At 58.6% G+C, this 13,416-nt stretch carries 13 protein-coding genes and 2 pseudogenes; 2 read left to right on the top strand and 13 right to left on the bottom strand.

Annotated features, from left to right (window positions below; translation table 11 throughout):
• Positions 1-116: 116 nt before the first annotated feature.
• The 4 genes and pseudogenes from Z946_RS21750 to Z946_RS20340 form a co-directional block, all read right to left on the bottom strand.
• Positions 117-559, bottom strand: a pseudogene (locus Z946_RS21750) (hypothetical protein); the annotation flags it as partial.
• Between the two features lie 254 nt (positions 560-813).
• Positions 814-1,605 (bottom strand): TniQ family protein, encoded by a 792-nt coding sequence (locus Z946_RS0102455; RefSeq protein ID WP_025054162.1) that lies wholly within the window; start codon positions 1,603-1,605, stop codon positions 814-816.
• Entirely contained in the window at positions 1,602-2,525 is a 924-nt protein-coding gene (locus Z946_RS0102450) for a TniB family NTP-binding protein (protein WP_277618948.1), read from the bottom strand. The genes Z946_RS0102455 and Z946_RS0102450 overlap by 4 nt, the downstream gene beginning before the upstream one ends.
• On the bottom strand, positions 2,485-4,119 hold the full coding sequence (locus Z946_RS20340) for a Mu transposase C-terminal domain-containing protein (protein WP_025054160.1): 1,635 nt from the start codon (positions 4,117-4,119) through the stop codon (positions 2,485-2,487). The genes Z946_RS0102450 and Z946_RS20340 overlap by 41 nt, the downstream gene beginning before the upstream one ends.
• A 142-nt stretch (positions 4,120-4,261) precedes the next feature.
• On the opposite strand from Z946_RS20340, the pseudogene tnpC reads away from it, so the two are divergent.
• Positions 4,262-5,182, top strand: a pseudogene (gene tnpC / locus Z946_RS0102440) (IS66 family transposase); the annotation flags it as partial.
• Positions 5,183-5,274: 92 nt separating this feature from the next.
• Positions 5,275-5,466, top strand: coding sequence for a hypothetical protein (locus Z946_RS21300; RefSeq protein WP_025054158.1), 192 nt, complete (start codon positions 5,275-5,277; stop codon positions 5,464-5,466).
• 125 nt (positions 5,467-5,591) lie between these two features.
• Here Z946_RS21300 and Z946_RS0102430 read toward each other — a convergent pair whose 3' ends face one another.
• The 9 genes from Z946_RS0102430 to Z946_RS0102390 form a co-directional block, all read right to left on the bottom strand.
• Entirely contained in the window at positions 5,592-6,686 is a 1,095-nt protein-coding gene (locus Z946_RS0102430; RefSeq protein WP_025054157.1) for an alkene reductase, read from the bottom strand.
• Between the two features lie 189 nt (positions 6,687-6,875).
• Positions 6,876-7,862, bottom strand: a complete 987-nt coding sequence (locus Z946_RS0102425) for an aldo/keto reductase (protein ID WP_025054156.1) — start codon at positions 7,860-7,862, stop codon at positions 6,876-6,878.
• 16 nt (positions 7,863-7,878) lie between these two features.
• Positions 7,879-8,442, bottom strand: a complete 564-nt coding sequence (locus tag Z946_RS20950) for a hypothetical protein (RefSeq protein WP_025054155.1) — start codon at positions 8,440-8,442, stop codon at positions 7,879-7,881.
• Complete coding sequence (locus Z946_RS0102415) at positions 8,439-9,371, bottom strand: glutathione S-transferase family protein (protein WP_025054154.1); 933 nt, start codon at positions 9,369-9,371, stop codon at positions 8,439-8,441. Before Z946_RS0102415 ends, Z946_RS20950 begins: the two co-directional genes overlap by 4 nt.
• Before the next feature lie 10 nt (positions 9,372-9,381).
• On the bottom strand, positions 9,382-10,059 hold the full coding sequence (locus Z946_RS0102410) for a type 1 glutamine amidotransferase domain-containing protein (protein WP_025054153.1): 678 nt from the start codon (positions 10,057-10,059) through the stop codon (positions 9,382-9,384).
• Positions 10,060-10,068: 9 nt separating this feature from the next.
• A complete protein-coding gene (locus tag Z946_RS0102405; protein ID WP_025054152.1) occupies positions 10,069-11,106 on the bottom strand; it encodes an NADP-dependent oxidoreductase in 1,038 nt (345 codons plus the stop codon).
• A gap of 12 nt (positions 11,107-11,118) precedes the next feature.
• Positions 11,119-12,276, bottom strand: coding sequence for an iron-containing alcohol dehydrogenase (locus tag Z946_RS0102400; RefSeq protein ID WP_025054151.1), 1,158 nt, complete (start codon positions 12,274-12,276; stop codon positions 11,119-11,121).
• A 4-nt stretch (positions 12,277-12,280) separates the two neighbouring features.
• On the bottom strand, positions 12,281-12,697 hold the full coding sequence (locus tag Z946_RS0102395) for an organic hydroperoxide resistance protein (protein ID WP_025054150.1): 417 nt from the start codon (positions 12,695-12,697) through the stop codon (positions 12,281-12,283).
• A gap of 55 nt (positions 12,698-12,752) precedes the next feature.
• The gene (locus Z946_RS0102390) at positions 12,753-13,340 is read right to left on the bottom strand and encodes a TetR/AcrR family transcriptional regulator (RefSeq protein WP_025054149.1); all 588 of its coding nucleotides are present in this window, start codon (positions 13,338-13,340) and stop codon (positions 12,753-12,755) included.
• Positions 13,341-13,416: the final 76 nt, after the last annotated feature.

The raw sequence follows: 13,416 nt of genomic DNA, 5'->3' as shown, positions 1-13,416 counted from the left end.
TTCAGGGAAATATCGGTTGGATGCAAGAAAGACACAGCCATTGACTGGAGGCCAATACCATCGACGTTAAGCCGGCAAACGATTGGCGACGTCAGCCTTTGCGTTTCTGATCATCTAGGCCATTCAGTGAATACCCTACCAAGGGCAGCTGGAGGGCGGCCAGAAAGCGGGGCCATCGTAGCTTCGGCCCGCTCCTCCCAAGTTTTGATGCCATCGAGATGGCGCACCGCGCTCTGTATCGGGCGTCCCCCTGCCCCTCCCATAGCGAGCGGTGCAAATACGGCTCCTCTTCCATCCTCAGCGGCGATCCGACCGGGGGTGACAGCGGCCTCACTCAGGTCACCGACACACCAGTTCAGGTCCGTAGCCTCCACCAAAGCAAGCCGGTGCCGCCAGCTCCCCCCGCATCCGGTCGTCCAAGACCCCGAACTACCCAGCCACGCGAGCCAGATGTGCCGCACAACTTGCTTCTGCCCGCGTCCAGTCTGCCATGGTCGCCCCTTCGGACGGGGCGGCAGATAATCCGGCTCCGCTTCGGGCGGGCTTGCAGAAACCACAAAACCTAATCTGACGTCTCCTCCTCGGGTGCGGCAAGGGGGTCATCGCAATCGTCAAGGTAGCTGGGGCTTTGGGGATCTATATAACCAAATAACGCTGATTGTGCGTGACCCAAGCGGTTTTCCGGGCCATGCCTGCGCCTTTTACTCAGTGCGGGCGCGTGCCCGCCGACCAACCTTTTCCAATCGCGCGCAGCCCAAGTGTCGCGTTGCCCTTAAATCTGAGACGCGACGCGTTAGGCGACAATTTTTGCCCTTAATTGCGAGATTCGGCTGTCATGGGGCCTGCGCTTCTCGCGCGCCTTTGCGCGATGTGATCAACCGCGGCAAGCAGACGTGGCTCCTTATCGAAGGCGCGCAAGAGAGCAACCCTTGCATAGTCGTCGATGCCGGAGCTGACGATGGCTGCTTTAGCCAAGGGACGAGATCGCGCGGCAGCGATTGCGGCGAGGCAGAACAGCCTAACTTCCGATCTGGGGTTCTGTAGAGCGAACGACGGATCCCCGCGGAAGGTCTTAAGCGACATGGCAAAGGTGACTGCGCGCATTGCGCGCCGAAGTTGCTTGGGGCCACGTGATCGCGCGGCGTGTTCCAGCATCCCTGCCCCGCAGCGCGCTCGGTATATCAGTTTTTCGGATATTTGTTCCTCTCCGGGTTGGCCAAGAGTCTGCACAAGTCTCGTCCGGCAAACCTGACAGTCAAATGCCCAAGCCCGCCTCCAATGCCTGAGCAAAAGACCCTCTCTGGAGCATTGCAGGCAATGCTGGAATGGCATCTGAGCCGTCAGCGAGGCTTCTCGTGGCGTCATTGCCGGAAAGGTCAAAGATCGCACAACATCTGGGTCGACCCGTGCGGCGTTGGCAATCTTCTCCACCGCAACCGCGTCGACGCTGAAGTCCAAGGCGGTGCCATGCGCGATATCGATTTTCAGATGAGCCAGCAGTTCCGCGTCATCGCAGTAGTTGGCCGCAGCCAGCCGAGACAACCAACTTGATAACAACTCGTCTGGGATCGGCGCGACAGTCTTCGGCAGCGGGTGCGGCTTCACACCCCGGACTTCTCGAGCCGCCGATTGGCGTTCGCATGGCGCGACCAAACCGGCGTCCATTTTGCGATTGCGTCATCGGTGATGCATTCATTACCTGTGACAATGGCGTAGATGGAAAGATCCTTGATCAGGGCGAAGATGCGCGAGGTCACCCCGCCGGTCAGCGCAAGTATCTGCTTTAGTGACTTGACCTTCAGATTGGATTTCTTCTCGAGGGGCATTGCCGCGATGAGTGTCTGGATCATGTCCGAGAACTCGGCGTCGTCGCGCCAGTTTGGCAGGTGATGTTCGTCCAGCCGCCTGGCAAGCTGGATATCACCACGGATGGCATCGACGGCCTCGCTGACCCCCAAGCAGACCAGTGACACTTCGAGTTCATTGCTGAGATACCGCAGAACATTGAGAAAGCGGCGCTGTTCGCGGTGGGTCCCGGCCAAGAGGTTGTGGACCTCGTCGATCATGATCATCCGCAGGCCAAGGTCGCGCAAAAGCGCGACGACACGGACTTCGAGGGAGGCCACATTTTGAGCGCGCGCGCTCAGTGCCGTGGCCGGTGCCCCGACGGTCGCAAGGATGTGCAGATAGAACCGCCGTTCGTCGGGAGCTGGCGGCGCTTGTAGCAGCAACAGCGGCGTTCGCGTAATTCCCGATGCTGGGTCATATTCCGGTGCGTATTTGCGCGACAGGTTTCGGGCGATCATCGTCTTGCCGATCCCGGAGGCACCATGCACAAGAAGCCCAGGCATACGGGTTTGTCGTGGCGCTTCGATCATGACCTGCAAGCGGTCCAACACCTGTTCCGCCCGTGGAAAGCCGATCCAGATATCCGATTGAATGAGGACGATCCGGCCGTCTTCTTCAGTTGTCCCTGCCCTCAATTCACCATCTCTCCACCTTGAACAATGGGCGCGATGTATCACCCGTATCGATCGCGCGCAGCCCTTCGGTTGTCGAGATGGCCGAGTTGGCGCCCTCCAATGTCCCTTTTCTTTCACGGGATCGGCGTTCGGCCCTCGTCAGGCTCAGGCTTTCAGACTCGATTTGGCGTTGCTGTCGGATCAGCTCAGCCAGGACCAGCTCATTGGATCCGGACTTGCCAACGGCACGGGCATTCCTCATGGCTTCGCGATATTCCCAGAGCGACACAGGCGGAATTTCCAGGTTTCGGTACCGAGCTTCGACGTATCGGTCATTATCCAGTTCGACCCAGATCACCGAGAGGTCGCGAGGGTCGTAGCGGACGACCACCTTTCCATCCCCGCGCCCGATGTGGCCTGCAAGCGCATCGGACCAGTACCGTATCTGGAACAGATGGATGCCGTCACGCCTGACCTTGCGCAGTTCACTTGGCAGAAAGCTCACCCGAAAGGCTTCAATCTCGAAGGGGATATCGCCCATCATTTGCTCTGAGAGCGCCTCCCATTTGGCAACGGGCGTGCAGCCAAGACTTGAATGAATGCTGTTGTTGTAGCGGCAGATTTCCAGAGCAAACCAGCGATCGAAGTCGCTTAAGGTCATCGTGGCCATGCCCTCGGCGTCATAGTCGCCCTTGGCCACGACCGAGGATTGCGTTGTTCCAGGCAACAGGTGCACGGCCCCCATCATCGTGCCGATCAATCGTTCGATGTGCCCTCCGAAATGAGGACTGCCTGGCGGCCGATAGACCAGATCGATCCCCCATTCCGCACATGCCGACCGAAAGGCATGCGACCGGAAATCGCGCCCGTTATCGACGTGGATGCTATGTGGTTTACCCTGCGCGGGCCAAGGAACATTGCACACCAATTCCGCCAGAAGTTCCGCCTTGGGGGCCACAGCCTGTGTCAGGCAAAGCGCCACCGACAGACGCGAAGGTGCCTCGAGAGAGGTGTAATATCCGGTCACCATCCGCGTTGCGACGTCGATCGCCAGCGTGACCCACGGTCGGCCAATTGGTTGGCGCTCAAAACTGTCAACAAGAATGATGTCGGCAGGTGTATGGTCGATTTGCACGACCTCCAGTGGCTGACTGGCCTTGTTCTCGCCTGTGAAGGCCGCAAATTTTTGGCGGGCGGCCTTTGCCCCCTCTCGTGCCTTTGCAACTTCGCGGGCATCCATTGCATCCAGACGACGCTGAACCGTCCGCCGTGTCGGCGGTTGCAAGCCCTGCTGCCAGCACGCGCTGCGGATCTCAGTCACGACGCGCGAGAGGCTCGAACGCTCCCGGCGCAAGAAATATCGGCGAAGATGCTCTTCGATCACCGATTCAACTTTGCCGGATATCAAAGTTGTACCGGCCGGACGACCCCGTTTCCGCGGAGCCAGTGCGCTGGTGCGCCCACCCTCTTCCGCCAGCCGCTTTATCCAACGCCAGACCGTCGCCCTGCTGACACCAAGCTCCCAAACGGCGTCATTGATGCCGCTTTCCAGACTGCCAGCCCCATTGAGATATGCCTGAACAAGCGGACGTAGCACGGCGGCCCTGCGCGACTCTTCAGCACCAACTGCAACGGAGGCTTCGCCATCATCATCCATCGATATTTGCCGCACATGTCTGTGAACCCTGTCTCAGGTTTAAGGGCAAGAATATCGGAATTAAAGGCAAAATCTCATATTTAGGGGCAAAGGACAGCCGTTGATTTCGTTGGATTTCTCATCTCATAATTAAGGGCTACGCGACAGCAGCACGCTCGCCGATTGGGTTGGCACCGCCGCCTTCCACCTTGGCCCGGTGGTCGACAGGCTGGCCGAGTACCTGAAGACATCGACCAAACTCTTCATGGACGAGACCACCGCCCCGGTGCTGGATCCGGGACGAGGCCGGACCAAGACCGGGTATCTCTGGGCGTTGGCCCGCGATGACCGGAGATGGGGCGGCGAGGACCCGCCCGGCGTGGTCTTCACCTATGCCCCGGGCCGCGCCGGGGAAAATGCAGAGAAAATCCTGCAGGGCTTCGACGGCATCCTGCAGCTCGACGGCTATAGTGGCTACAACCGGTTGACGCGTCCCTCCCGCAAGGGCGGCGATCCAATTCGCGTGGCGCATTGTTGGGCCCATGCCCGCAGGAAGCTCAAGGAAGTGTTCGACCGAGACGGCTCGGAGATCGCCGCTGAAGGCCTGCGCCGCATCGCTGAGTTCTACCGTATCGAAACCGAGATCCGCGGCATGGGCCCCGGACAGCGGCTGTCGGCACGGCAGGCCCGCACTGCGCCGCTGATCGCCGGGTTTGGAGAATGGCTGCAAAGCCAGCGCCTGCGCATCTCGGCCAAGTCACGCCTCGGCGAGAAGCTGATCTACATCCATCGCCAATGGGACGGGCTGCAGACCTTCCTGCATGACGGCCGCGTCGAGATCGACTCCAATGCCGTCGAGAATCTGATCCGCCCTATCGCCCTGACGAGAAAGAACGCGCTCTTCGCCGGTCATGACGAAGGCGGCCGAGCCTGGGGCCGCATCGCTTCACTCATCGCCACCGCGAAGGTTAACGACGTCGAGCCCTTCGCTTACCTCAAAGCCACCCTTGAAGCCATCGCTGCCGGCCATCCCGCCAGCCGGATCGACGAACTCCTTCCTTGGAACTTCGAGCCGTCAAGCTGATCCTGGGTGAGGCGGGGGCAACGCTTACGGACAGTTTAGGCTGAATTGATAAGAGAGGGTTTCTGGCACATCGTAACCACCAAGGAGTGGAGATGAGACAGAAACCCGGAACCAAGCAGAGCCACGGCGAGAAGGTCGTAAAGGACATCCGCCGTGCGACCATCTTCGAGATGAACGTGGAAAGCTACAGACGGCGGACGGCGATGGAGGCGAAACGGAAGAGAGGAAGGCCTGCCGCTTACGCGACAATCAAAAATACACCGCTGATTGACGCGGAGCGATAAACAGCTGCAGAAGAAATTCTTGCCAGCGACAATCACGGTGATATCGTCTCCGATGCCGCGACATAGAATCTCATCCTGTTTGTCGCCAGCGTCTCACCCAGATTGTCGCGCTATAGTTCCTGCGATCACTCATGTGGGAGAACAGGGTAATCGATGTATCCCTCGGCCCCGCCGCCATATGCGGTCGCGCCGTCAAGTGCGTTGAGGGGTGCGTTCTGCTGTAGCCGGGCCACCAGGTCCGGGTTGGCAATATAGGGACGACCAAAGGCGATTAGATCGGCGGCGTCACTGCGGCGCGCCGCAATTGCAAGGTCTCTGTCATAGCCATTGTTGGCGATGTAGTTCCCGTTGAAACGCTGCCGCAAGATATTCAGATCAAATCCACCCTCGACGGCTCGTGCTCCGCCCGTCACACCTTCCACAACGTGGAGATAAGCCAGATCAATATCATTCAACTGATCGACAAGTGCGGTGAACACGGGTGCAGGATTGCTGTCCGTAAGGCCATTGGCAGTGCTGATTGGGGATATCCGAAGACCTGTGCGGCCATCATCGCAGATGGCCGCGACAGCTTTCGTGACCTCAAGTGTCAGCCGAATGCGGTTCTCGACCGACCCACCATAGGCATCGGTACGCTGGTTGGCCCCGTCACGCATGAACTGATCGAGTAAGTATCCGTTCGCGGCGTGAATCTCGACGCCATCAAACCCTGCGGCAAGAGCGTTGTGCGTCGCTTGCGCGTAATCTGCGACAATCCCCGGCAACTCCTCCAGGGCCAGCGCCCGCGGTGTGAGTGCTGGTTTCTTTCCATCCGGAGTGAACGCATCCACTTCAGGGCGAACAGCGGAGGGAGCGACAGGCAATATCCCACCGGCCTGCACATCCGGGTGGGACACCCTGCCGACATGCCACAGCTGAGCAAAGATGCGGCCACCCTTGTCATGGACACCGGCCGTGACGGGGCACCAGCTTTCGATTTGCTCGTCGGTCCAGATCCCGGGAGTAAAGGCGTACCCTGTGGCCTGCGGCGAAATGTTCACGCCTTCACTGATGATCAGGCCTGCCGATGCGCGTTGGGCGTAATATTCCTGCATCATTGGGGTGGCGATGTTTTCGGGGGACCGCGCGCGGGTTAGGGGGGCCATTACGATGCGGTTTGACAGCGTATAAGGTCCGACAACGACGGGGGAAAAGAGATCAGTTTCAGGGATGGTTGACATAATAACTCCTCGTCTCCTGGCTGGCAGGAGAGTGAATTTGGGACAAAGGGGTGGGCCGGTTGCTTTGGGCGTGTCGGATGTGGCCAACGCCTGATCCGGTCGTTTTGGGGGCGAATTTGTGGCGGCGGCGCAGGGCTTAGGTTAAAGGCGCTGCGCTGCCGATCGAACTTGCAATGCAGGGTTTCCGATCTACAGATTGGTCATCTGCATCCCTTGTTCCGTGTAACGGCCGCCAGCGGCAGCGCCGCGTGAGAACAAGGTGTCGAGGCGGGTGAGAATGTCCTCGGTTAGTGTGACATCGGCGGCCCCAATATTGTCTTCAAGATAGGTGCGCCGCTTGGTGCCCGGGATCGGAACAATATGATCGCCTTGGGCCAAGACCCATGCGAGCGCCAGTTGCGCAGGCGAGCATCCGGCGCTGTCGGCGATGGCACGGTATTGCTCCAGCAAGTTCAGATTCTGATCCAGATTTCCATCGGCAAAGCGCGGCTGGGTGTGCCGGAAATCATCATCAGCCAGGTCGCTTAGTGTGGTGACCTTGCCGGTCAGAAAGCCGCGCCCAAGCGGGCTGTAGGGTACAAAAGCCGTACCCAATTCGGCGCACGTGGCCAGCATCTCTGCCTCTGGGTCTCGCGACCACAGCGAATACTCTGTCTGAACCGCAGCAACCGGGTGCACCGCATTTGCCCGACGCAAAGTTTGTGCGGAGATTTCGCTTAACCCGATCCCCCTGATCTTACCTTCTTTGATAAGATCGGCCATCGCTCCGACCGTGTCCTCGATCGGGGTCACCCCATCAAGGCGATGCGCGTAATAGAGGTCGATCTGATCAATCCCCAGACGTTTCAGCGACGCCTCGACCGCCTGTTTCATGTAGGCCGGGCTGCTGTCGATGTGTCGTACGGCCGGATCGTCGGATCGGATGATTGCGAACTTGGTCGCCAGCGTGACGTTGTCCCGGTTTTGCCGGACGAAATCCGACAACAAGGTTTCATTCGCGCCGATACCGTAGGTATCGGCGGTATCGTAGAACGTGACACCCAATTCAAGCGCACGGTCCAGCGTTTCATAGGATTGATCGCGGTTGGTCGGGCCGTAGAATTCGGACATGCCCATGCAGCCAAGCCCAATGGCTGATACGGATCCCAGTCCGCCACCCAGATTACGCGTTTTCATGTGTTTTCTCCTTGAATTAGGGTTGTGTGCAACGAGGATCAGCGGCCTGAAAAGCAGCAATCTCTTCGTCGTCGATAGACAGTGGCTCGCAGCCGTGCTCTTTCTCGCAAACAAAATCGTACTCAAAGCCAGCGGCGTGACAGCTCAGGCACTCACGCCCCTCAAAGTTGACCGCGTGGTCGCCCCGGCTGGTAATCGTCGTGCTCTCCGCCGTCACGTCGAGGGCAAGAAATTCCCAGCCATTGCTGTCCGGGTAGTCTGCGCTCGAGTGTTTGATCATCGCTTCAAACGGGACAAGCTGCATCACCGTGCCGACCGGGTATTCGATATCAGGCACGCGGTCGGTAAAAATACGGATGGCTTCCTTGAGCTTTTCCGGGTCGGAATGGAACAGGAAGGTGTTGCGCACTTTGGGGAAATCATAAATGCAGCCAAACATCTCCGAGGTGGCCTCAATCTCATTATTGGCTTGGGCTGAGATTTCGGCCTGGATTGGGAGAGCAACGAATGATGCGACAAGCAAGGCCGCAGCGGTCACCAGTATGGCGTTAAATCGACTACATAGACTTAGTATTTTCATGTGTCTTTCCCTTGGATTAGAGTTGTACGAAGCGGATAGCCGTGTCGCGGGAAATGCACGGCAACCGTTCCCACCTGTGGCGTGTCCCGATGCAGAATGATGCGGGTGTCGTCGATATGGGCCAGCGTACCGTCGATGACTTCCGTGCCAAATTCATCGACCAGAACCTGTACCGGCGCGCCTATCGCGGGATGTGCAGCTCCCGTTTCTGGAAGGGGGGCGGGGGGCGCCGAAAGCGCGATGTTGATCGCTTCAGCAGGCGCCAATTCGGTTCGTGTGCCGTGACCGAACTCCGCAATGCGCGCCATCCATGCCGACAATGCCGGGAACAGCGATAGACCGCTGCCGCTGGCGGCTGTGTCAGCTTTGGCAAAAAACCAAACCACATGATAGAGTGCCAGATCAGTCAGCGCGGGCGTGTCCCCGGCAAAGAAATCGGCACCGCCCAGCAGGTTCTCAAGCCAACCAAGCCCTGTTGTAATTTGGCCGCGATGATAGCCGACATCCGCTTTCAGGCCGTCCAGATCAATCTTGTGATCCCAAAACGCCTCGCGGTCATGGATCAGGGCTGGGGGAACGGCATCAGCGCGCAGACCCATGCTGTAACGAACCACTTGCCAGAACAAAATGCGGTCCGCCCAATTGTCGAGCAACGGGGTTGCTGTGCCCACAGTGTTCGGGGCAAGGGCGCGCGCCGGAAACCGCTGGTCAAGCTCGGCGGCGATCAGGGCGGAATCACAGTAGATATCCGCCCCGATCTGAAGCACTGGGGCCCGCCTGTAGCCACCCGTCAAGGCCAGCAGATCAGCCTTTGGCGCAATAGGAGGCACGATGACCGATGACCATGACAGCCCCTTGAAGCCCATCAAAGTTCTGATTTTTTCGGAATAGGGAGAGGCTTCATAGTGGTGCAGGATCAGGTCGACCATCGTTTTTCTCCTACTTCAGCAGCCCGAGGATATCTTGCGCGGCGGCGGCGGATGAGGCGGGGTTCTGGCCGGTGACCAGTTTTCCGTCACGCAGCACGAAACTGGCCCAATCCGCCCCTTTTTCATACTGGCCACCATTGGCCTTCAGCATGTCTTCCACCAAGAACGGCACAACATCGGTAAGGCCGACGGCCTCTTCTTCGGTGTTGGTAAAACCCGTCACCCGGCGACCAGACACCAGCGGTTTGCCGTCCGCACCTTGGGTGTGGCGGAACACGGCTGGGGCGTGGCAAACTGCGCCTACAGGCAAATCGGCGGCGGCGAAGGCCTCGATCAGGCGTTTGCTGTCCGCGCTTTCGGCCAGATCCCACAAAGGGCCGTGGCCGCCCGGATAGAAGATGGCGTCGAACCCGTCTTCGGTTACATCCGAAAGCTTCAGCGTCGTCGCAAGATGCTTTTGCGTCTCTGGATCGTCTTTGAACCGACGGGTGTCGTTGGTCTGTGCGTCAGCGTTGTCGCTGGACGGATCAATCGGCGGCTGTCCCCCTTTGGGCGAGGCCAGCATAATATCTGCTCCGGCGTCCTTGAAGACGTAATAGGGGGCCGCAAACTCCTCCAGCCAGAAGCCAGTTTTCTTGCCTGTGTCCCCGAGTGTGTCGTGGGATGTCAGTACCATCAGAATTTTCATGTTATTTTCCTATTTTTTCTGGCCGACGCGGATCACGCGCTTGCCAAAGTTTTCGCCATTCAGCAGGCCAATGAAGGCTTCGAGCGCATTTTCCAAACCGTCGATGATCTCTTCGCGGTACTTGATTTGGCCGCTTTCGATCCACGCCCCCATGTCTTTGGCAAAATCCGGGTAGAGGTGGCCGAAGTCGTCAAAGATGATGAAGCCCTGCACCTTGATCTTCTTGCGCAGGATTTGACCCATAAGCCAATTCATCCGGTCCGGTCCTTTGGGCAAGTCAGTCGCATTATACTGAGAGATCAATCCGCAGACCGGCACCCGTGAGTTTGGATTCAACAGCGGGATGACCCCGTCGAGGACCTTGCCGCCGACATTTTCGAAATAGACATCAATGCCATCGGGACAGGCCTTTGCAAGCTGTTCGGCAAAGTCATCTGCCTTGTGATCGATACAGGCGTCAAAACCCAACTCATTGACCGCATGGGCGCATTTTTCTGGCCCGCCCGCGATGCCGACCACGCGGCAGCCAAGGATCTTGCCGATCTGGCCCACAGTGGCCCCGACCGGGCCGGTTGCGGCCGCCACGGCGATGGTTTCGCCCGGCTTTGGCGCGCCAATTTGCGTCAGACCCGCCCAAGCGGTAAATCCGGGCATACCCATGATACCGAGCGCCCAAGACGGGTGTGCAGGCGAGGTGCCCAGATTGGTGGTCCGCGTGCCATCCGACAGCGCATAATCCTGCCAGCCATTGAAGCTGAGCACCCAGTCGCCCGGCGCAAAGCCATCAACCTTTGAGGTGACGACCTGAGCCACTGTGCCGCCCTCCATCACGCCATCAATTTCCACTGGCGCGGCGTAAGATGGCGCATCGCTCATGCGCCCCCGCATATAAGGGTCCAGCGACAGATATTCGGTGCGCAGAAGCATCTGCCCAGCACCGGGGGAGGGGACGTCCCCTTCGACCAAGCGAAGCGTGTCCTTGGTCGGTTCGCCTTTGGGGCGTTCCGCCAACACAAGCTGGCGGTTTACTGTTTCAGTCTGTGCCATGGTCATCATCTCCTACAAGGCTGTTTCAAGAATGCGGCGGGCATCTTCGGGGGTGATGGCATTTTGTTCGCCAAGGGCGGTCATGCCGTGATCCTTCAAGGCGGCGACGATAAGATCAATTTCAGGTGCAGCAATTGCGTAATCGCCGAGTCGGGTTTTGATACCCATCTGTTCAAAGAACCTGCGTGTTGCCTTGATCACGGCATCAATCCGCGCATCATCAGATCCCTCACGGATGTCCCAAACATTAGCAGCATATTGCAGCAGTTTCTCGCGTTTGGGGCCACGTTGGTCGCTCATCAGTGACGGCAACACGACAGCCAGTGTGCGGGCGTGGTCGGTGTCATTGAGCGCAGTAATCTCATGTCCGATCATATGGCTTGCCCAGTCCTGCGGGACACCTGCGCCGATCAGGCCATTCAGTGCCAGTGTTGCCGTCCACATCAGGTTGGCGCGAACGTCATAGTCCTCCGGCGTCTCAAGGGCTTTGGGCCCAAGCTCGATCAGGGTGCGTAGCAGGGTTTCGGCAAAACCGTCCTGAACGCGCGCGGCGGATGGATAGGTCAGATATTGTTCGATGATGTGAACAAACGCGTCGGCCACGCCGTTCGCGATTTGACGGGGCGGCAGCGTGTAAGTGACCTCGGGGTCCAGCACCGAGAAAACCGGGTAGCAATGTGGGCTACCAAACGGAAGCTTAGCGCCCTTCTCGGGATTGGTGATCACAGCGCCAGAGTTCATCTCCGAACCGGTGGCGGGCAAGGTCAACACGGTGCCAAAGGGCAGCGCTTGCGTGATGACCGACCCGCGAGATGTCAGGATGTCCCAGGCGTCGCCATCATATTTGGCCGCCGCCGCGATAAATTTGGTGGCGTCAATAACGGAGCCACCGCCGACAGCCAACAGGAAGGTGATCCCTTCTTGGCCAATCACGTCGACAGCCTTCAGCGCAGTGGCAAAGCGCGGATTGGGCTCAATACCGCCAAATTCGACCAAGGTCCGGCCCGCAAGTGCCGCACGCACCTGACCAAGGACGCCTGTTTTCTCCGCGCTGCCTCCACCATAAAGGATCAGCACCTTTGCGTCAGCCGGAACCTGATCCTTCAGGTCCGCGATACGACCCTTTCCAAACAGGATATGTGTCGGATTGCGAAAGTCAAAATTGTTCATGGGCTCAGTTTCCTTCAGTTTCAATGTGCAGGCGCACGTCAACGTTTCCGCGTGTGGCGTTGGAGTATGGGCAGACCTGGTGCGTCGCTTCGACAAGTCTTTCAGCATCCTCGCGGGTCATGCCCGGCAGATGTGCGGTAATGTCGAGATCAAGTCCGTATCCGCCCTCGGGGCGTTGGCCGATGCCCACCTCAACCGACGTTGATGCCACTTTGGCATCCAGTTTGAGTTGTTTTGCGGTCATTTCCATCGCGCTATCAAAACAGGCCGCATAGCCAAGCGCGAACAACTGCTCGGGGTTCACCCCCGCCTCGCGGCTGTCCGGGCGGACCATCTGGACTGAAAAGCTGCCGTCGTTGAGCGCGGCGGTGCCCGAGCGTCCTCCGGTTGCCGTTGCAGTGGTTGTGTAGAAGATTTTCATGAGCTTCCTTTCGCGAATAGACTGGTCGTCTATCGATGTGTCAAAATTTTTAGGGTTATGGTCCTGGAACGAGCACCTTTGTGGCATTCATAGCGGAATTGAGCGGGGCTTCACTGTGCGAGAGGCTCGCGACGAGGCTAGCTCCAAGCCACATGTGGTAGATCATTTCTGCCGTGGAGCGGGGGTCTTCAAGCGCGGCGATCGTGCCATCGTTCGTTCCCTGTTCAAGGGTCTCCGTCAGGCGCGCGACGATTTCGGACACACTTTTCTGCAAGATATTGCTCATGTTCTCCGAGAGGTCAGCAACCTCTGCGGACAGTTTGACGACCAAGCACCGGTCTTCGAGGTTGGGGCTGATCTGTTTTTTCCGCCACTCTTCGAAATAGGTCAGAAACCGAGACCGTGAATCCATGTCCGGATGCGCAAGCGACGCGTTCAGGCGTGTGCCATACTCCGTCATAAAATCATTCAACAGCGCACAGCCATAAGCTTCCTTGGAGGCGAAATAGTGATAGAACGACCCCTTCGGAACGCCGGCCTCTTTCAAGAGCGCACTCAGGCCGACACCTGTGTAGCCCTGCTTGGCTGTCAGGCGGCGTCCTGTGGTCAATATCTGTGAGCGGGTGTCGTTTTTCTGTTCCATGATCCCAGATATAGTCTCATTAGACCGGTCGTCTATGGGTGGCGTAGCTTTTTCTAATCACAGGGCTGTGAGCGGC

The sequence above is a fragment of the Sulfitobacter noctilucicola genome, assembly GCF_000622385.1.
Taxonomy (GTDB): domain Bacteria; phylum Pseudomonadota; class Alphaproteobacteria; order Rhodobacterales; family Rhodobacteraceae; genus Sulfitobacter; species Sulfitobacter noctilucicola.
This window is presented reverse-complemented; position numbering and strand designations above follow the sequence as displayed.